Source organism: Microvenator marinus (assembly GCF_007993755.1).
In the GTDB taxonomy this organism is placed as follows: Bacteria; Myxococcota_A; Bradymonadia; order Bradymonadales; family Bradymonadaceae; genus Allomicrovenator; species Allomicrovenator marinus.
The window spans coordinates 450,256-470,015 of sequence record NZ_CP042467.1 but is presented as its reverse complement, the minus strand read 5'-3'; the positions used below and the strand labels follow the sequence as shown (position 1 = coordinate 470,015).

At 54.4% G+C, this 19,760-nt stretch carries 15 protein-coding genes; 7 read left to right on the top strand and 8 right to left on the bottom strand.

Going from position 1 to position 19,760, the window contains the following annotated elements:
- Positions 1–17 precede the first annotated feature (17 nt).
- Together FRD01_RS01975 and FRD01_RS01970 are read right to left on the bottom strand one after the other, a co-directional pair.
- The gene (locus FRD01_RS01975) at positions 18–1,166 is read right to left on the bottom strand and encodes an outer membrane protein assembly factor BamB family protein (protein WP_249755931.1); all 1,149 of its coding nucleotides are present in this window, start codon (positions 1,164–1,166) and stop codon (positions 18–20) included.
- Positions 1,153–1,962, bottom strand: coding sequence for a hypothetical protein (locus FRD01_RS01970; protein WP_146957147.1), 810 nt, complete (start codon positions 1,960–1,962; stop codon positions 1,153–1,155). Before FRD01_RS01970 ends, FRD01_RS01975 begins: the two co-directional genes overlap by 14 nt.
- 107 nt (positions 1,963–2,069) lie before the next feature.
- Between FRD01_RS01970 and FRD01_RS01965 the strand changes: the two genes are divergently transcribed.
- Positions 2,070–2,597, top strand: coding sequence for a hypothetical protein (locus FRD01_RS01965; RefSeq protein ID WP_146957145.1), 528 nt, complete (start codon positions 2,070–2,072; stop codon positions 2,595–2,597).
- Between the two features lie 2 nt (positions 2,598–2,599).
- Here FRD01_RS01965 and FRD01_RS01960 read toward each other — a convergent pair whose 3' ends face one another.
- The 3 genes from FRD01_RS01960 to FRD01_RS01950 form a co-directional block, all read right to left on the bottom strand.
- Complete coding sequence (locus tag FRD01_RS01960) at positions 2,600–4,453, bottom strand: alanine/glycine:cation symporter family protein (protein ID WP_249756238.1); 1,854 nt, start codon at positions 4,451–4,453, stop codon at positions 2,600–2,602.
- Positions 4,454–4,577: 124 nt separating this feature from the next.
- A complete protein-coding gene (locus FRD01_RS01955; protein ID WP_146957144.1) occupies positions 4,578–6,170 on the bottom strand; it encodes a hypothetical protein in 1,593 nt (530 codons plus the stop codon).
- A 47-nt stretch (positions 6,171–6,217) separates the two neighbouring features.
- The gene (locus tag FRD01_RS01950; protein WP_146957142.1) at positions 6,218–6,589 is read right to left on the bottom strand and encodes a MazG nucleotide pyrophosphohydrolase domain-containing protein; all 372 of its coding nucleotides are present in this window, start codon (positions 6,587–6,589) and stop codon (positions 6,218–6,220) included.
- Between the two features lie 86 nt (positions 6,590–6,675).
- On the opposite strand from FRD01_RS01950, the gene FRD01_RS01945 reads away from it, so the two are divergent.
- The 5 genes from FRD01_RS01945 to ybeY all read left to right on the top strand — a co-directional run bounded on the left by FRD01_RS01945 (position 6,676) and on the right by ybeY (position 13,140).
- Positions 6,676–8,649: a hypothetical protein gene (locus FRD01_RS01945; RefSeq protein WP_146957140.1), complete on the top strand. Its 1,974-nt coding sequence runs from the start codon at positions 6,676–6,678 to the stop codon at positions 8,647–8,649.
- Positions 8,649–9,161 (top strand): hypothetical protein, encoded by a 513-nt coding sequence (locus FRD01_RS01940; RefSeq protein WP_146957139.1) that lies wholly within the window; start codon positions 8,649–8,651, stop codon positions 9,159–9,161. Before FRD01_RS01945 ends, FRD01_RS01940 begins: the two co-directional genes overlap by 1 nt.
- Before the next feature lie 3 nt (positions 9,162–9,164).
- Complete coding sequence (locus tag FRD01_RS01935) at positions 9,165–10,136, top strand: PhoH family protein (RefSeq protein WP_249755930.1); 972 nt, start codon at positions 9,165–9,167, stop codon at positions 10,134–10,136.
- 111 nt (positions 10,137–10,247) lie between these two features.
- Entirely contained in the window at positions 10,248–12,752 is a 2,505-nt protein-coding gene (locus FRD01_RS01930; protein ID WP_249755929.1) for an HD family phosphohydrolase, read from the top strand.
- Positions 12,637–13,140 carry an rRNA maturation RNase YbeY gene (gene ybeY, locus FRD01_RS01925; protein WP_249756237.1) on the top strand — a complete coding sequence of 168 codons (504 nt, stop codon included), beginning with the start codon at positions 12,637–12,639 and terminating at the stop codon, positions 13,138–13,140. Before FRD01_RS01930 ends, ybeY begins: the two co-directional genes overlap by 116 nt.
- Here the strand turns inward: ybeY and FRD01_RS01920 are convergent.
- From FRD01_RS01920 to FRD01_RS01910, 3 genes are all read right to left on the bottom strand, one after another.
- Positions 13,126–13,791 carry an LON peptidase substrate-binding domain-containing protein gene (locus FRD01_RS01920; RefSeq protein ID WP_249755928.1) on the bottom strand — a complete coding sequence of 222 codons (666 nt, stop codon included), beginning with the start codon at positions 13,789–13,791 and terminating at the stop codon, positions 13,126–13,128. The genes ybeY and FRD01_RS01920 overlap by 15 nt on opposite strands.
- A gap of 64 nt (positions 13,792–13,855) precedes the next feature.
- Positions 13,856–15,022 (bottom strand): toxin-antitoxin system YwqK family antitoxin, encoded by a 1,167-nt coding sequence (locus FRD01_RS01915; protein ID WP_146957131.1) that lies wholly within the window; start codon positions 15,020–15,022, stop codon positions 13,856–13,858.
- Positions 15,001–16,173, bottom strand: a complete 1,173-nt coding sequence (locus FRD01_RS01910; protein WP_146957129.1) for a TraB/GumN family protein — start codon at positions 16,171–16,173, stop codon at positions 15,001–15,003. The genes FRD01_RS01915 and FRD01_RS01910 overlap by 22 nt, the downstream gene beginning before the upstream one ends.
- Positions 16,174–16,287: 114 nt before the next feature.
- Between FRD01_RS01910 and FRD01_RS01905 the strand changes: the two genes are divergently transcribed.
- Positions 16,288–19,755 carry a hypothetical protein gene (locus FRD01_RS01905; protein WP_146957127.1) on the top strand — a complete coding sequence of 1,156 codons (3,468 nt, stop codon included), beginning with the start codon at positions 16,288–16,290 and terminating at the stop codon, positions 19,753–19,755.
- The last annotated feature ends 5 nt before the right edge of the window (positions 19,756–19,760 follow it).

The window sequence follows — 19,760 nt, the reverse complement described above, 5'->3', positions numbered from 1 at the left end:
GTTAGGATTCTTGAGAGTTACCAGCCGAGCTGGAACGCTGTAATGACGCCGCGATCGCTCAGCATGTAAAGGCGGTCCGCGCCAAAGGTGAGCTTCGAAGACACCTTTGAATACCCAAGGAGCTTGTTATGCGGGTATCCGGAAGCACGGTCCAATACGTAGGTAGCTTCGCTTGTGCTAAGCAGCAGATAAGGTCCAAAGGCCACAACTCCAGTAGCGGAGTTGGTGTTAGCAAGCTTGAACCCCCAAATCGGCTCACCTGTGTCTGCATCATACGCGCTTGCCCGCCCAATGGCCTGCGTGACGTAGAGGAAACCTTGATGGTGATGGAGGTCCGTAATGTTCGCCAAGGCCTGTCTCCAGTTGATCTCGCCCGAAGCTCGGTCAAGGCTGTAGACTCCACCCGAATATGAAGAAGCAATGACGGAATCTTCACGTACTATCGGTGCCTGATTGACGTCCATTAAGGACTCCGCACCCGCGCTAAGGTCTACGCCCCAGAGCAATTCGCCAGTTTCGAGCTGGAGTGAGACCAGGTGTCCGTCAGAAAATCCAGCGAACACCTCGCCCGCGTCCACAGCGATAGCTTCGGATTGGCGCATGACAAAGTATTCGGGAGTCGGCCGGCTGTAGCGCCAGAGTTCCTCACCGGTATCTGCGTCGAGCGCCCTCAGAACGTCGGTATTGTCTTTGACCAGAACGCGACCTTCTGAAAAGACCGGTGTGGCTTCGGCCGTGGTTCCAAGGTCGACTTCCCAACGTGTTTCGCCGCTGAAGAGATCTAGAGCGACGAATTGCCCTCCAAAAGTCGATGCGTACACGGTGTTTCGCGCAACCAGTGGCTTTGACGAAAGCGCTGCCTTGAGTCGAATCTGCCAGAGAATCTCGCCGTTTGAGGCCTGTAGCTTGGTCAACTCGCCATTTGAGGTGCCGACCACAACTTCGTCGGTTCCGGCTGAATGCGCGGGCGCAGCAAACTCTCCAGGATGAGTACTGAACGTGGAAGGCTTAACGAGCTGATGGTCCCAATGGAAGACGAATTCAGGCGCTGGGGTATCAGGCTTGGTCGTCAGAGAAATCCCGGTGTCGGTAGTTCCGAAAGCTGCACATCCCGCCTGAAGCAGGAAGGCAACCACCAATGAAATTCGTAATTTAGAGGATTGCAAGACGTCGCTCGATATCTGCTTTGTAGATATTGGTCGGCTCGGACTCAATGATCTCATGATAGAGCTCTTTCGCTTCTTTGACTTTACCAGAGGCTTCTAAGAGTCGGGCGCGCTGGTAGCGAAGCAACTTGGCGATGTCCTCACCGCCGGCCTCCGCGCGCGCGAGAGCCTCAAGAGCTTTGTCCCACTCTTCAGCGGAAGCATGCGCATTGACCTGACCGAGCTCGGCAGCGAGCTTCAAAGAAGGCTCGAGCTCTGGGCTCTTTGCGACATCGGCGTAGATGGTGGCTGCTTCCTCATGCTTATCAAGATGTACCGCTGAAGCAGCTTTCATGAGTTTGGCAGCGTCTTTGACGTCCGTGCTTGTGGCGGCGGAGGAAGCGTCGTAGACGGCTTTCCACTTCGTCTCTTCGTCGGCATGCAAGGTGGGAAGTTTTAAGTTCTCACGCTGCTTCAGCGGCTCGAGTGATGGCGAGCCTTCGACTTCGAGGAGATAAGCTTGGAATGCTGGATTTAGGCTCTTGGAAGCTTCGAGTCGCTGAGACTCGAGGAACTCGACCACACCGAAACCAGCCACGACAAGTAAGGCCACGACTGCGACTCCAGCGAAGATGACCTTTGGGTTGTCTTCGAGCACCGAGCGCTTCTTGCCGCCGGTGAAGGCGGGCAGGACAACAGCCACCTCGTCTTCTTCGGGCAAAGCGTCGACGTCGTTATCAAACCCCTCCCCGTCTATCTCGCCTTCGAGAACCTCGGGTTCGTCACTTGAAGTCTTCTTTTTGATCTTGATGCCCATGTGGCGTCTCCTTACACTCACGTTCCGCTCGACCAAGGTGGATGGCCGCCGCGACGAAGGCGGGACTATAATGAGGCACCCTAGAGGTGTCAACCCGGAGCAACGGCTTGAAATATCGCTTTGAACCCATCGTTTTTTGCCTTTTGATGGCGCTTTCCACAGAAAGTCAGGCTGATGAACTTACCATTTGGGCGGGTGCGGGTGCGGCAAACCTAAACACCCTCGGTGAGTCGGGTTTGTGGGGGGCCGGCGCACAGCTAGGCACGCGCCTCGGGTTGAACGATTTTTGGTCGATCGCGCTTGATGCCGGTGGTTCATACCACCCTGAAAGTGGGGAACTTCCTTCCGAGTGGGTAGCGCTCACATCACTCAATCTACGTTACAACTTAGACGTATTCTCGTATGTGCCCTGGTTAGGGCTTGGACCGACTTTCTATTTGGATTCGGCGCCAACTCCTGAGCAAGAGATTGAGGCTAATTTTGGAGCCAAGCTCTCGCTCGGTGTTGATTGGCGCACGTCTAGAGAATCTTCGTGGACGCTCTTCGCCGAGATTCACGCGTTATCTACCGACCTCAATCGCTATCCCGTGTACTCGTGGATCGGCGTGGCGTGGAACTATCACTTCCGCCTCTGAATCTACTTGTACTTGATGAGCCTTCCAGCCTTGTAGTCCGCCCAATACTCGTCGATGGCAGTCTTGACCTTTCCGCTGAGAAGCACACATCCAATGATGTTCGGGAATGCCATCGAGAGGATCATGAGGTCCGAGAAGTCGATGACGTTTTGGAGGCTCGTCACACAACCCAACCACACGAAGAAGCAGAAGATATAGCGATAAGGCTGGGTTTGGTCCTTTCCGAAGAGGTAGGACCAGCAGCGCTCACCGTAATAGCTCCAAGAGATCATTGTCGAGAACGCGAAGAGCACCACGGACACACTGAGCAAGAGGCCCGCCCAGGTTGAGAGGGACTCCTCAAATGCTGCTGTTGTGAGCTGAACGCCTGAGAGGCCGGCCGTTGTTGGGTCCGCGTAAACGCCTGTAATCACGATGACGAGTCCCGTCATTGAGCAGATGATGATCGTGTCGATGAATGGCTCGAGCAGCGCGACAAGTCCCTCGCGCACAGGATATTTGGTCTTTGCTGCTGAGTGGGCGATGGCCGCTGAACCCACGCCTGCTTCGTTTGAGAACGCGGCGCGTTGAATTCCGGTGATCAGAACTCCGAGGAACCCGCCGTACATCGCGTCGGGATTAAAGGCCTGGCCAACGATTTCTGAGATTGCGCTGGGAATGTCTGAGAAGTGAATCAGAAGAATCACTACGCCGGTCAACACGTAGAACACACACATGGCTGGGACGATCTTATCAGCGACCTTTCCGATGCGTTTGATGCCGCCAACGATGACGATTCCAACCAACACGGCGAGCAGGATTCCGTAGAGCCAGCCGAAGTGGCCTGAGCCGCCAACAAGGGCGTCTGGATTAAGAACGGTGATATTCTCTTGTTTGGTCCATTTGACTTCGCGGTTTTGGACCACACCGACCTCAAGGATGGACACCTCTTTGGGGCCAACATTGAAGACGGAGCTACTCTTCGCAGCGATGACGGGCACTTCAACGCGGAATGCGCCATCATAATCTTCCCAGTCATTTACACCAAACTCTAGGTGAACCTTAGGGTGGTAGACTTTGCCGTCTTCGGTTTGAAATCGAACGAGGTGGGACTTGGCTTGCAACTCGATCGGAGCCGGCACATAGAGCTCGGTCACACCTTCGGCCTTTCCACCACCCATTGCGGGAATCAGATAGGACACAGCCTCAAAGCTCTGGTTGGCCTGGAACATATTGCCGCCACCAAATGAGCCCCCAATACAGAGCACCGCAAACATGACGCTTAGAACCTTTCCGAGTGGCCCCATCCCCTTCTCTTTGAGTCCTTCACGAAGGTAGACCATTGGCCCACCACGAACGTGTCCGTCGGAGTCCACTTCTCGGTACATTTGGCCGAGCGTACATTCGGTAAACTTACTGGCCATGCCGAAGAAGGCGGCAGCGACCATCCAGAACACCGCTCCGGGGCCTCCCATGGAGACCGCAAGCGCCACACCACCGATATTGCCGAGTCCCACGGTGGCGCTAAGCGCCGAACTCAGAGCCTGGAAGTGATTGACCTCACCTTCGGCTTCGGGGTCATCGTAAACGCCTGTGACCACCTCGGCAGCGTGTTTCATGCCGCGGATGTTGATGAACGCAAATCGAAACGTGAAGAAGATGGCGCCGGTGATAAGTACGATCACCACCAGCGGCATCTTGAAGCCAGGGAATGACCAGAAGATTACGGTAGCCATGTAGGCCACGACGATACCGACGCCATCATTGACGGAGCGTTGCATGGCATCGACGTCGCCGCCGGTCACAAATCCCAGCCCAGAAATGACGAATAACAAAAAGAGGATTGCGGCATATCGCCGCATGTATTGAACCAGCATGTTCACGGTGCAACTCCCGGGCAAGGCATGAACCCTGCGCCGCTATTGGCTAAACTACGTTAAGGCCGGGGTTGTACCAAAGACGAGGTCTATGCTGCAAGTTGCTTATTTTGCTGGGCAGAATTCACGGTTTTGGGTGGACCCGAATGGACTGAACGGCCTCAAGGCTGCCGTGATTGCCAATCCACTGGTAGTTTTGACCATCACGGTCCATCAACCAGATGTCCAGTGTCGACTCCGCCAATGCATAGTCGATAACCTCTGGATTCGTAGCCAGGAATGCGATCTTGTTGCCACCTGGTGATAGCACTGCCGATTCTACGAACACCACGCAGTCTTCAACGTTGGTAACTTGCTCGACTTCGTCATAACAACGATTGAAGTCGAAGTTCTCGTTGCGGTTTCCGTAAACGGTTTCGATATTACCGGTGGTGGGCTCAATTTTAATCACGCCCGCTGCCGCGATGTTAAGGTCGTTGCAGTCGCGATCGGCAGCAAAATAGAGATTTCCGTCCGAACCGAAATTCAAGGGGCTTCGCAGCGAGGTGTAGAAGAGGTCGTCATTTCCGGCGGTCAGTTCGCAACCGGGGCGTGCTGGATTGCCCTGTGTTTGCTGGCCGGGTAGTCCCAAGACAACGGGGCGAGGAATGCAGACCGCTTGGTCAAGCTGAGTGTCAGAGGGGATATCACACACATGAATCGGGCCGCAGGCCGCGTCCCCACTGCATCGCTCGCCGAGGTTATCCGTCTGCTCTAGGTCGAAGAGATGAACCGCGACTTTGATGGACGAGCATCTGCCGAAGATACCGCAGCGCTCCCCTGGGCCGGTGCATTGAGAAGCATCGGTGCAGGCGTTGGTATCAAGGGGGGCCGAGCTCGTGGCCACAGCGAGTAGCTTTCCGTCAGCAGACACGGCGCTTGGTACGTTTCCACCAAAATACGAACCCGCTACTTCCTGATAGTTTGAGCCATCGATGGTATGAACAGCGGCTTCGGGTCCAATGTTCTCGCCGAGATCCCCGACGCGAACGGTCATCGTTTGCAGGGTCGCCTCGAAGGTAATGGCCTTCGCTGAATCGGGTGCGATCAACCAGTCCCCCTGAGTCGCCTCAACGCTACCGATGGTGCCCACGGGCTTTTCACTTCCGTCCCAGAAATAGGCATTGTTCACACCATTCTCTTGTTTGACGTAAGTGAGCATATTTTCAATGACTCTGAATGAGCGCACGGCCACGAGAATGGTCGTGAACTCATCGCTCGCCTTGAGAGAGGTGACAGGTGACGAAATGACGTCGAATGTGCCGGGGGTATCGGTGTTCGTTCTTAGGGAGTAGAACGTAGTGAGATCGTCTGAAATCCAGCATCCACGGTCGCAGTTGAAGTCCTCAGGGCTTACCTTTGTCCGCGTTCCGCTTTGTGTGTCGAGCACAAATAGCGAGCGTTGCCGCTCGTTAATGAGATCCTCGACAATATAAGAAATATAGAATTCCTCGGCGACGATTGGCGTATCCATGTCTGGAGACATATCGCCAGTCATGTCATCGGGGCCCATGTCTGTAGTGGTTCTCTCAACACAGATATCCTGGCGACACACCAAGCCGCTTGCACAATTGGAGTCGACGCTACACGCTTCCCCGGCGTTTGCGAGGGGGACAGGGTCGTCTGAACAAGCGATACCAAATGCCGAAAATCCCAACAGAAGCCAAACTAATTTCATCTTTTCTATCTCCAAAGAAAATCTACAGAAGCGGAATACCGAAAGGGCTAAGGATAATCAAGCTCCCGCGCTTTGGCTTCCTGCCAAAAGCCCTCGAGCACGTCGAGCGAGAAGTCGTTGGGTTCCTTTCCGGCGTCTTTTGCCCGTTTTACGACGAATTCGAACCTTCGTTGAAACTTTGTAGTCGCCGCGTCGAGGGCGACGTCAGGGTCGATGTTTAATTTGCGAGCCACGTTGACGAGTGCAAAAAGGAGGTCACCGAGTTCTTCAAATTCTTCTGACTGGCCAATGCATTCGGCGAGTTCGTCGACTTCTTCGCGTACCTTATCTAAGGCGTGTTCTGGCTTCTCCCAATCGAATCCAACTTCCGCTGCTTTCTGGCCAACTTCTAGAGCATGGGCCAAAGCTGACTTTCTCATGTAAATCTCACTTGAATATGGACATCAAAAGGACTTATCCTCACAGGAGGATAGTAGTTTACATCCCCAATGACACGAGTTTCATCGTGATTCGAGTCCCCATTCATCGGGTGAGCGTCTTACTTGCCGGAATTCTCCTGGTTTTGCTCACTTTACCCAGCACCGCGTTTGCACAGCGCGATGACGCCCTTGAAGCCATGCTCAAGGATGCCAAGCTTGATGTGAGTGTACCGGATCCGGCGCCGGTTCCTCCCTCAAGCGTATCGCCCGTGAACCTTCAGGTGCATTGGAAGCTCTGGAAGGAACTCGCTAAGGATGGAAAGGCCGGGGCTGATGAGCTCAAGGCGCTCGAGCACGACGGTAGGAGTCTGGGCTACTTGAACCAGATACCTCAGGCGCTCGCTGTTGCTGCGATCGCGAGCCAACAGCCCAATGCCGAAGTCGGGCACGAAATGTACCAGGGAGCTATTCGACTCGCCCCTGATCTCCCCTACCCTTATCTGGCTCAGGCTCGTTATGGTTTCGCGCGCAACACGGGGTCGCTCAGACATTGGGTCGTGCCGCTCATCGATGGTTTTGAGAGGGCATGGGCGTGGCCAGACACGCGGTTTGCCTGGCTACTAAAGCTTCTGCTTTACGCCAACATCGCCCTGGCACTCGCGGCATTCTCGTTCGTGATTGGTCAGACCATTCGGCATTTTGGAATTGTTGCATACGATATTGCGCGTGCCCTTCCCCGTGGCTTCTCCAGCAATCAAACGGTGGTTCTCCTATTGCTGGCGGTTGCCGTCCCCGGCCTGATGTTGCGTTCGATGTTGGCCTCTATTTTGGTCTTGATCATCCTTCTCGGGCTGACCCAAAACATCAGAGAGAGGGTTGTTTCGGGGCTTCTTCTTGTCTGGATCGCAATGCTACCGACTCTGGATTCCACTTCGGACTCACTCGCTTCTTTCTTTGCGAGTAAGTCGCGGGACTTCATGTTGGCGCAGTACACGCAATGTGATGCCGGCTGTATCGAGAATCTGGACATGTGGGTCGCAAAAGACCCCGAGGACGAAGTTGCCCTCTACTCGAGGCTATATGCGGGATTTCGTACTGGCCAGAAGACCGAGCTGCGCCGAATTGTCGAGACCGTAGAGGGGGCCGAGTTCTCGCCCACTATTCGAGGGTCCTTCCAGAACTTGGCTGGGGCATCCTATATCGCGCTCGGTGAGGCTGGCTCGTCCCTGGACCTGCTTGAGAAGGCCCGAGCGGATCGGTCTCTTCGTGGTGCTCCGGCGTTTAATTTGGTGCGCGCCTACCAAATCCAAGATGACGTCGAGAAGTCGTCGTGGGCGTTTAAGGAAGCCGCACAACTCAATCTCGAAATGGTTTCCTTATACATCGGGTTTTCACGAAGGGATGTGAACTCGTATCTTGTGGCGACTCCGTTAAATCTCAACGTGTTTTGGAACTACCATCTCGAGCAAGAGCGCACGTCTCGTAGTGTTTTTTCACCTTGGTGGACCGCCGTTGCGGGGCCCAAGTTCACCCTGGAGCTCGCTCTTCCGGCGGCTGGTGGGAGTTTGCTCATTTTGGTGCTGATTACTTTGGTCCGCCTGAAGAGAAAGAATAGCACGCCATGCCCACGCTGCGGGATGGCTCGCGATCCAGGAGATGATCATACGACTGGGGCTCATGCCTACTGCCTGCCGTGCTATCGAACCTTTGTCACTGGCGCGGGTCTCGACTACCACGCGAGGGTGTACAACGAGACGATTCTCGGGCGCCGTGAGAGACTTAATGGCTTCCTCAGACGCGCGCTCACACTCCTAATTCCAGGTTCCGGCCATCATTTGGCCGGCCGAGCCGTTTTGGGCTTGGCGCTGACCACCTCCTTGGCGCTAGGTGCTTTGTTTATCTACAACCCGATGGGCGTTGTTAGACCACCGCATGAGTTCTTTACGGACAACTGGGGAGGCGCCGCAACGCTTGGTTGGACGCTCTTCCTCTCGAGCTCCCTCACACTTCTTTTCGCGGCCTTCAGCGGGATTGCTCCAGTTGAGCGGAGGGGGAAATAATGGCTCGAAAAAGACGCGCAACACCTATCGATATCCCGAAGCTCCCGAACACAGACGAGCTTCCGATCCTTCAAGATACGGCCACTTACTTCCAACCTGACCCCGAGCCGGAACCCAAAAAGAAGAAGTCCAAAGGCGCTGGCGCCGTAGTGGTTCATCACGTGGTTACGTTTCTGCAGATTCTCATGGTGCTCGGGCTTGGCATTTGGGCCTACCTCACCTTCAAAGATGTAGATTTCTTCTCAAGTCCACAGGACGCTCGCATATCGGCCCTCGAACCCTACGCGGCTTCGGCACAGGCTTCGCGCGTTCGAGGCGCGCTCGAGGTCTATCGCGCGCTCAATGACGAGTATCCACGCCAACTTCAAAGCTTGGTCGATGAAAACATCTTACTTCGCGACGATCTGCTCTATCCTCTGGGACGAACTTTCGACTATGAGAGGCGAGCCGACGAATACACCCTTGAGCAATCAGAGTTGGTGGTGGGTACGGCTGAAAATGCGGCGGAGTAAGGTTTGACTCAGAATAAAACGGTCCACTTCGAAGACCAAGACGCGCTAAAATACACATGTGGGCAGCGAGACGAGCACTTGAGGCTTATTGAACGAGCGATCGATGTATCGATTAGTGCCCGCGATTCCACGCTCACAATCATGGGATCTCAGACCGACGTCGAGCTCGCGGAAAGTGTTCTGAGAAAACTCTATGATCTGGGCCGAAGGGGCTTTGCGATCACCGCACCTGACGTAGCGAGGAGCATCGATATTCTGAAGGCTGACGGCAAAGTCAACCTGAACACCGTTTTCATGGACACGGTCTTTGTCACTTCGCGGAACAAGAATATCGGCCCCAAGGGCGTCAATCAAAAGGCATACGTGGACGCGATTCGAGCAAACGATATCGTGTTTGGCGTGGGTCCTGCTGGCACGGGAAAGACTTTCCTTGCGGTTGCCATGGCTCTGCATGCGCTCCAGGAGAAAGCGGTAAAACGGCTGATTCTGACACGTCCCGCGGTAGAAGCTGGTGAGCGCTTGGGTTATCTGCCAGGAGACCTCCAAGAGAAGGTGAACCCTTATTTAAGGCCGCTCTACGACGCGATGTCGGACATGACCGACAATGAACGTGTCGAGCAGATGATGGCCAGAGGAGTGGTTGAAGTTGCGCCTTTGGCATTCATGCGCGGCCGAACCTTGAACGATGCGTTCATTATTTTGGACGAGGCGCAAAATGCGACAGCAGAGCAGATGAAGATGTTCCTGACCCGCGTTGGGTTTGGGAGTAAGGTCGTAATCACGGGAGATGTCACCCAGATTGACCTTCCGAGACATCAGCGAAGCGGCCTCGTCAATGCAATTGATATTCTGGACGGGATTCCCGGGATTGCCTTCCACTATTTCTCGGACGTGGATGTAGTTAGACATCCTGTTGTTAAACGAATCATTCAGGCATACGACCGCGCGGAAGAATCCGCGCATTCTGGCGAATAATGCGTATTTAGAAGGATTGTTGTACACTCCGACCAAGCTGCGTGATCGCCGCCCCCAAAAGATATGCCCAAACGACTTAAAAAAAGAGCTCAAGACTCATGGTTCACAAAGGTGTTCAGCCATCCAGCGGGACAACTCGCTGCGTTCGCTGGATTCGTGGTGGCCCTTGTGCTCCTTGTCACGGCCGATTTTGACCAGTCCGAGAGGTTGCTTCGTGAATTGGCAGTCGGAGACACGGCGACCAAGGATATTATCGCCCAACGCGACTTTACCTATGTGCAGCGCGACGAAGTAGCGACGCGTATGCAGCGAGAACAAGTCGCGAATGAGACGCCTGCCGTTTTTGATTGGCAAGAGGGACTCAACGCGCAGCTCAGAAAGAGCATCTCTGAGGCGTTTGATCAAATGCGCGTGCAGCTTGCGCTGAGGATTGATGGTCAAAGTGATGAGGCACCTGAGCAGATTATCGCAAGGGCTGATCCGGCAAGGCGAGTGGCGATAAGTAGGGAGCTGAGGCAGGAACATTTCGACCAGAAACTCGGTGTGCAGCTCCGAGATTCGGATTTTGAAGCATTTGCGCGAAATGGATTCAGCGCGGGTACCGAAAGTCAGCTCGTTGAGCTCGTCTCTGAGGTCATGTCCAATATCATCGTGGCGTCTCGACGCATTCTGGAGATGGAGCGTGAACGCGGGATTTTCCTGCGCCGAATGCGGGAGAATCAGGTGCTCATCGAGTACCATGTGGCAGATATCGATTCGCGTTTTGTGTCGCTTGAACGCACTCCCGTTCTTGTTGAAGAGGCCGCGGCGACCAGCCTGACGAGTGTTGGAGATCGTGAACTTAGAAATGCCATCATTTCTACCGCTTCGTCGTTGATGCGTCCGAACACCAATATCAATCAAAGCGAAACGCTCGCGCGCCGATCTCAGGTTCAGAGCGGCGTCGCAGACCAGCTTGTGCGCGAGGAGATTCGCGAGGGCCAGGTCCTGATTCATCGAGGAGAAGTAGTTACGCAACGCCATCGGCGCCAAATCGACACCATGTTAAACGCCGAGCGGAGTTTTGAATCCACGCAGGGATTCGCCGGGGTTGTGCTTCTTTCGCTGATTTTTGTGACCACGCTTCATATCTTTGGCCGGCGAAACCTGAGGTTCTTTGCGTCTTCGACCAAAGACCTCATCTTTGTCGCGGCGTCTATGCTCCTGATGCTTGGTCTGACCCGGTTTTCGATCGTGGTGAGCGAGCTTTTGGCGCAGCAGTTGGGTTTTCCATCCAACTTTCTGCTCTTCGGGATCCCTTTTGCCGCGGCGGGAATGCTGATTCGCCTGGTGCTCAATAGCGAACACGCAACCATATTTACCATTGTTTTTGCGCTCCTCGTAGGCGTCATGGGCGACCAATCACTGGAACTCGCCAGTTTTGCCGCCATCGGAGGATTCGTCGGGGCTGGGGGAGCTACAAAAGTTCGGTCACGACTCGCTCTGATTTGGTCTGGTCTGATTGTGGGGGGCGTCAATGCGCTTCTCGTGCTCGCCATTCTCCTGATGAATGCGGAACTCTTTTCGTTCACTACGCTCGCCGCCCTCGGGCTGGCGGTCTTCGGTGGTGTATTGAGTGGATTTCTCGTCTCGGCTTTGCTGCCTATCGTAGAGAGTGTGTTTGAATACACGACGGACGTGAAGCTCCTCGAGTTGGCGAACCTCGACCACCCTGCTCTTCGCGAGCTCATCATGCGCGCTCCGGGCTCATATCACCACTCGATGATGGTGAGCTCGCTTTGCGAGGCTGCTGCAGAATCGATTCAAGCCAATGCGTTGTTGGCCAGAGTTGGAGCGTATTATCACGATATCGGCAAAGCGAAGAACCCAGGCTATTTTGCGGAAAATCAGAAGCTCGGTATGAATCCGCACGACAAGCTTAAGCCGAATATGAGCGCTCTAATCATCAAGGCTCACGTCAAAGACGGGCTCGAAATGGCGCGCCAGCATCGGCTTCCTAAAGCAATTCAGGATTTCATCGCTCAACACCACGGGACGAGCCTCATCGCATATTTCTACCACAAGGCGAAACAGCAAGAGGATCCGGATATCCAAGAGGTGGACGAGAAAGACTATCGCTATCCGGGGCCGAGACCTCAGTCGCGTGAGATTGCGATCTGTTTGCTCGCCGATGGTATAGAAGCGGCTAGCCGTGCGATGCCTGAGCCGACTCCAGCGAAGCTTAAGGGGTTGGTCCAGACCATGATCTCTAATGCCTTCACCACGGGGCAGCTCGACGAATGTGATTTGACGTTGAAGGACCTCAACACCATTGCGACGGCCTTCCATCGCATTTTGACGGGAATCTACCATCATCGCCCCGAGTATCCCGGGGAGAAGAAAGATAAGAGCTCTGACGTCGACAAACGTCAGAAACCCAAAAAGCCAAAAGACGAAGAAGTGGCCACGTCGGATGTATGGGAGCTGACCGAGCGCGCCCGACAGGAGGAAGAGAATGGCAGTGGTACTGATGCTGCAGGGGAAGGCCGAAAGCCATCCGCAGGCGGAACAGCTCGAAAGAATGATAAGGACTCGCGTCGCACAACACTTCCTCGCCTTGGAGGTGGGGGATCCTGAGTTATCGGTGGTCTTTACCGATGATGAGCATATACGCGAGCTCAACTACGAGTGGATGGGAGAGGATAAACCCACGGACGTGCTTTCGTTCCCGATGTTTGAGGGCGAAGACTTCGAGGAAGAGCTGGATTTACTCGGGGACATCGTGGTGAATCTTGAGTACGCGGAGCGTTTGGTCGCAACGAGAGAGCACCGCGACCGCGTTGCGGAAGAGCTTGGCGTTGATGCGTCTACGTTGGAGTGGGGATTGAGCCAAGAGGTGGACTTCCTCATCATTCATGGCCTTCTACACCTTGTGGGCCACGACCATGCTGACGCAGATGAAGAAGCCGTTATGAAAGCTGAAGAGCGAAGACTCTGGGAACACGCCGGCTCAATTGATATTTGAGCCGTCCGGTTGCGACGCAATGGCCAGGAGTTCGGAGAGTCGGTGTGTGACCGATTCGATGCGTTTGGTCACGTCCAATTCCTCGATCAATCTTTGACGCTCGTCCGGGTCCGAAACAACCGCAGCTGCCAAGGCATCCGAAAGCGCCGAAGAAGAGCGGGACTCTTGGATGAGTTTGGAGAGATATTCAGCCACCTTCGGGTTCAAAGCACGCAGCCCTGCAACCACCATTTGCATGACTTGAATATTATCCTCTTCAGCAGTCTCATTTGTTGAGAAGGACTCCAGAATCTCCACTTCGGCGCGCCGATAGAGAAACGCTGGGTCGTGTTCCTGCACCACTTTCACCCTAGAAAGTCCAGCGAGCTCAATCAAAAAGCGCCCGTCCGGCAATTCTTCACAGCGCTCCATGAAGCCCACGCCGCCGACCGCCAGAAAGTGTGGCCTGCCGTGCTCATCTAGTGTTCGCTCGCTGGGTAGATGCCCCATCATAATTGGAAGGTCGTCTTTACGCGCGTGTTGAATCAACTCGCGATATCGAGGCTCGAAGATATGCAATGGCAGCCGACTGTGTGGAAAAAACACGATTTGAGGCAAAGGAAAGACCGGAAGGTCTTTGATGTGTTTTTTGAGGTCGTCTGATTGGTGCATGGACAAATTCCGTCCTAATGATTCCGCTCTAGGATGATTGTCGAATCGAAACGGTGCGAATCGACTAGGGTACCTTGTTCCCGGCTTCGTAGCGAACCTCAATGGGTGCCGAGTCGCGATTCTCCCAGAACAACCAAGTCCCATGCCTCGAACCCTGAAAGAAGGCGCCTTTGGACTCAAGCTCGCCGGACGCGTTCCAAAAGGTCCATTCTCCGACTTCCATGCCCATCTCGTATTCGCCGGAGCTACGCGGGGTCTGGCCGTCGTCGTGATAGAACGTCCACTTCCCCGTTCGGTACTCGTCGAATAACCCCTCGTATCTTAATTGGCCTTTCTCATAGCCCTTCCAGGGGCCCACGCGAATGTCTTCGAGATACTCCCCTTCTTCCCGAAGCAGGCCTTCTGGGTCGTAGAACTCCCAAGGGCCATGCGCCATGCCCGCAACGTATCTACCTTGGCTTTCGACCTGTCCGTTTTGATGCCAGAACTTCCAGGTACCGTCCTGAGCGTTCGCCTCGTACGAGCCCTTGGCTCGCGGACTTCCGGTCGGGTAAAAGTGTTCCCATTCTCCGACGGCGAGCCCATCTGCATACTCCCCTTTGTCGAGGATTCTTCCCTCCTCCGTCCAGAAAGTCCAAGGGCCATCAGCCTGATCGTCTGAGTATCGACCGCTGGATTCCATTCGTGAATTTCGGTGGAAATGCTCCCAGGGGCCGTCTTTCTTTCCCTTTATCCATAGCCCCCTAGACTGCACATTTGAGTTTTCCCAATAATGTGTCCAGATTCCGACCTGCAAGCCTTTCTCGTACTTTCCTTCAGAATAGAGCTCTCCGTTAATGTAATAGCTCTTCCACTCGCCGTGTGGTGCTCCCGCAAGATAAGAGCCAATCGCGCTCAGGCCATTGGTTTCGTACCAAAACGACCATTCGCCGACTTGCGCTCCTGCCAGGTATTTTCCCTCGCTCTGCTTCTCACCGTTCGGATGGAAGAACGTCCAGATGCCTTCGCGGAGGCCGGCATTAAACTCACCTTTCTCGCGAAGAACGTCGTTTTCAAAAACGACCCAAGTCCCGTGTTTTAGCCCCGCCTCGGTGATGCAATAGATCTCTTGGCGCCCTGCTCTCTCGTCAGTGGTCTGCGTGGTGCCTTGCGGGCAGGAGTCTGCCTCGCGCTGCGATGGTGAAGTCGCACATCCGGACAGCAATAGAATTAGAACAAGTCTGATAGCCATTTGAACGCGATGAATGTGCCGAGGGTGCTACCGAGATTGGTGAAAACGAAGACCATCAGAACACGAGTTAGCCGGTTCTTCCAGTACCCTTTCCAATCCACGATATCTTCTGCAACATGTTCCATATCGCGCATGGTGGGCGCGGCCATGATCGTCTGCACTAGCCCTGCCACCATCCCTACACCCACAGCGGGATTCAGCGATGTGAAAGGTGCTGAAAGTACGGCTGCAATGATGGTCAACGGGTGGGCTAGCGCGACCAACGCTCCGAGCCCTGCGAGTGCCCCGTTGACGACGAGCCAAGCCAATGCCGCATCTTTGAGTTTGTCATGGTCTCCGTAAATACCGCCAAGCACGAAGAGCGCCACAACGATCGCCGGGATGATCCAGGGTAACGCTTTAGAAACCATGGATTTTTCAGGGACGTAGGTGGTTTTCTCTACATCGTCTTTGATGATCCCGTCTCTCAGGTGCTTAATGATGCCTGGCTTATGAGCGGCTCCCACAACGGCAACTACTTTCTGACCTGGGGCGTTCAGAAACTGATCGGCCATAAAGAGGTCGCGCTCATCCACGAGAACACTCTTAACCTCAGGCAAAACACTGCCCATCTCGTCGAGCGCGTTCGAGATATTGCGTTCCTCACGCAACTTCTCGAGCTCGTCTTCGTTGACCTCCGAGCGCTCAGTCAGGCCGAGAACTAGCATCACCGCGATTTGAGAACGCTTCCAAAACGGGGTGGTTCGCCACGCACGTAGGAGCGTTGTTCGGATGTCCCTATCCGCCAAGACGATTGGAATCTCGCGCTCTTCGGCACATTCCACAGCGGCCAGCATTTCGGCTCCTGGCTTGACCCCAGTGTACGAGCTCATACGCTTCTGAAAGGCCGTCAGGGCGAGTCGGGCGATTAAGAACGTGGTCTGCTTACGCTTCATTACGTCGATGAGATTGAGCGATTCCCAGGCCCGAGGATTAACCATGGCCTCGTAGCGTTGCTCATCGATCTCTACGCACACACAATCCGGAGCTTCTGCCTCGATGGTTTCTCGAACCAAATCCACGGAACGTTGTGAAATATGGGCGGTACCAATGATTACGATCTCCCGATCGCCCACATTTACCCGTGATATGTCCGCTGATTCGTTTTCCATGATTCACCTAATCAATCGAGCCCTTGCCTATAGCCCGACCTTAAGCGCATCGCAACGCTTGACATCAAGTTGTCTACGTAACAGGCTTCCACGGCTAATTATCCGGATGAACCCATGTATAAAGTCCTACTTTCGGCCTTTCTAATCTCCATAGGTGCGTCATGCATCGAGACCAATTCACCTCCAGAAGGCCTTCGCCTTGCTGAAGAGAGTGGAGGCCCGCGCATTAAGTGGGACCTCGATGCGCGCCCCTTCCCCGATATTCCGTTCCCTAACGATGTAGCCACGATCGTGGATGCGACCACGACTACGGGAAGGTCGCTCAACGTCTCTCTCGAGGGCGGAAGCGACCAGGAAGGGAAAGTCCGCAAGTACGTCAACCGGATGCCGGGCTTTGGTACATTCTCTCCGATATCCGTCGGTTTTGAGTCACCAATCGACCTCAACAATCTGGTCGAGCGACACCAGCAGAAGGTACCGGAATTTTCGGACGACGCAGTTTTCCTCGTGAATATCGATCCGAAGAGTAAGAATTACGGAAAGTTCGAGCTCATCGACTTTGGTTTGGGAAATTTCCCAATTCTGCTCGCCGAGCCTGACCGTTATTACGATAATGACCCGCGGGTCCAAGGGACCAACCTTCTCTACGAGTCGACTCAAGAGGTGGACTCCAATGAGAACGGAATTCTCGATCCCATTGAGGATACTGACGATGACGGTGTTTGGGACAAGCCGAACCTTCTCGATCCTTCAAAGGATCCTTTGCACCCTGGAAATACCCTTGAATGGTACGAGCGAGAGACAAACACGCTGATTCTGAGGCCGGTCCATACGCTTGAGCCTGCTACGCGCTACGCGGTCGTCTTGAGTTCGGCACTCGTCGGTGAGGACGGACGGAGCGTGGACAGTCCGTTTGATTGGATCAATCACACGAGGCAGTCGTCTGAGCTAAGCGCACTGCGAAAGATTCTACCCGAGAAGCTGCCGCAACGTTTTGATAAGACCTTGAAGGACGTGCGTTTCGCATGGGTATTCTCAACTCAAAACCCAATGGAAGACCTCCTCAGTGTGCGCGCTGGCCTTTATGGTCACGGAACGTTGAAACGACTGCATGACGAGTTTCCTGCGGAATTCCATGCGATACACAATATGAATTCACCAGAGTCTGAAACGCCTACGTTTTTCAAACTCGACCCGCTCATCGAGATTCTAGCGCCTTTGCTTCCCAACTTGTTTGGAGTTGCTTCGGGCTCGGCGGATGTCATCAAAGCCAATCTATCGGCCATCGATTACCTGGTTTCGGGAACCTTCATTTCGCCTTACTTCTTGGCTGACAAGGACGGGCTCGCGAATGCCGACTATGCCGGGGACTTCAATCCACAAGACGATGATGAGGTCATTGAAATAAACCCGAAGACCGGTGAGGCCTACTACCAACCCGGTGAGGTGACTTTCATGTGCACGGTCCCAAAACAGACCGGAAACCTAAAGCCGCCCTTCCCTACCATCATCTATTCGCACGCGATCAACTCGACCCGCCTCGAGATTCTTCTCTTTGGTGGGGCACTTTCTAAGTTCGGGTTTGCGACGTGTGCAATCGACGCTGTTGGGCACGGGGTCGTGATTCCACCTGAGTTTTCCAACCTGATAGGCGGAGCAACCGAGCGTCTGGATATCCCGAACTTCCCTGGCGCGATCGAACACCACCGAGCCGTAGACCTCAATAACGACGGCATCGCCGAGTCAGGCGGGATGTTCTTTACGGCCGATATTCTCCATACCCGAGATAACTTTCGTCAGACAGCGATTGACCAACTTCAGTTTATGAGGATTTTGCGTCAGTTCGACGGAGAGTCGAGATGGCCTGAGAACTTTGCGGACAGTGAGTGGACACGGGCGCGCCCTGGCCTGTTCACCGGTTTCGATGCGGATCTCGACGGTACGCCTGAGATTCGCGGTGACTTCAATGGGGATGGCGTGGTCGATTTTGGCGGGGATATTGCCTATGTGGCATTTGGCACGTCCCTCGGCGGAATTCAGTCCACGTTGCTCGCCGGCGTTGAGCCCACGATCCGAGCTTCAGTGTCCAACGCAGGTGGCGGCGGACTCACGGACGTCTCGTATCGAACCACCATCCGAAACGCGCGAGATGGTGTAGTGTTGAGGATGATTGGGCCACTTCTGCAGGGTGTGGCGTTGGAGCCAACCGAGGAAGGCACTGCCAGAACTCGACTCTACCTCACACTCGCCACGGCCGACCGTTCTGCAAATGTAGAGATCGGCGTGGTCGAAGGAATTGAGGAAGGTGACCAAATCGTGCTCCGAAACCCGAATCGAGAAGTCCGCCGAGCCGTGCCAGAACACGAGAAGAAGTCGTATACGTGGATGCGAAATGGACGTTTCCGAATCTCGATCGCATCAGATGCTGATGAGGCCACACGCCGAAAAGCAAAGCTCGGATTTGATGCGCGTCTAGCCTTCAATGATCTGATTGGATGTGCTGAGGAGCGTAGATGCGATCAGACATGTCCCGGAAATCATACGTGTAACGAGGAGAATATCTGCATCCCGATCCGGCAGTGCATCGAGGCTTTTGACGCCCAGAACCCGAATTTTGTGGATGACCCTGAAACCGATGAAGACGAGGCAACGCTCTTTGCCGAGGAGTTCGCAAAGCGGACGATTTCTGACGCACGCGAGTACGGTGACCCTTGGTTCGTGGAAGTCTATTCACCTGACGGTGAGCTGAAATTTGTGATCGATGAGTTTCCGGCGAACACCGTTTTCGAAAACATCTTGTATCCGAAAGGCTCGCCGCTCGCCGCGCTTACGACCGGTCTCGGTCTGAAACGGCAGACCCCAAATTTCCGAAAGTTTATCGGCATCGCCCAGACCCTTATTGAAGGTGCAGATCCAGCCGTCGTGGCTCCTCACTTCCAAATTCGCCCCTTTGAGTTCCCGTACGAGAGTGAGCACTTCCGAGATGGTTACACGAATTTCGTGATGGCCGGGACGGTAGGCGACCAAACGGTTCCAATCTCCAATGGTATCACGATCGCAAGGACAGCCGGCGCCATCGAGACTTTACGAGAAGACCCACGCTACGAGGGGCTGACGGAGAATCAATTCCTCATCGACAATTTCGTCTACGAAGGCATTGCCAGGTTCAACCGTTTTGCCGACAAGCCCAACACCCTCTTTGACGCGGATGATCTGGATGAAGGTTTGTTTAGAAACCCTGACACGCCCGATGAATCCTATCCGAATGTGGACGCTGAGATTCCCACACGAGCCACATGGCAGACCGCCACGGGCTTCAGTGGGCTTCGGCTTCCGTACCTAAAAGTTACAGGTGAACACACGTTTAATGCGCCACTGACTGACACTGGATTCGATGCAACGACGTTCATGACCAACTGGGTTGGTTGGTACCTCATTCATCGCGGTCAGGCATATTCTGACGATCCGTGTCTTGAGCAGAATGAGATGGCGGAATGTGAGTTTATCGACCTAGAAACATTTGAGCCGCCGGACCTCTTTGATTGTACGACCGGCGCTTGTTCGACCCCTTTTAGCCCTTAAGGCGT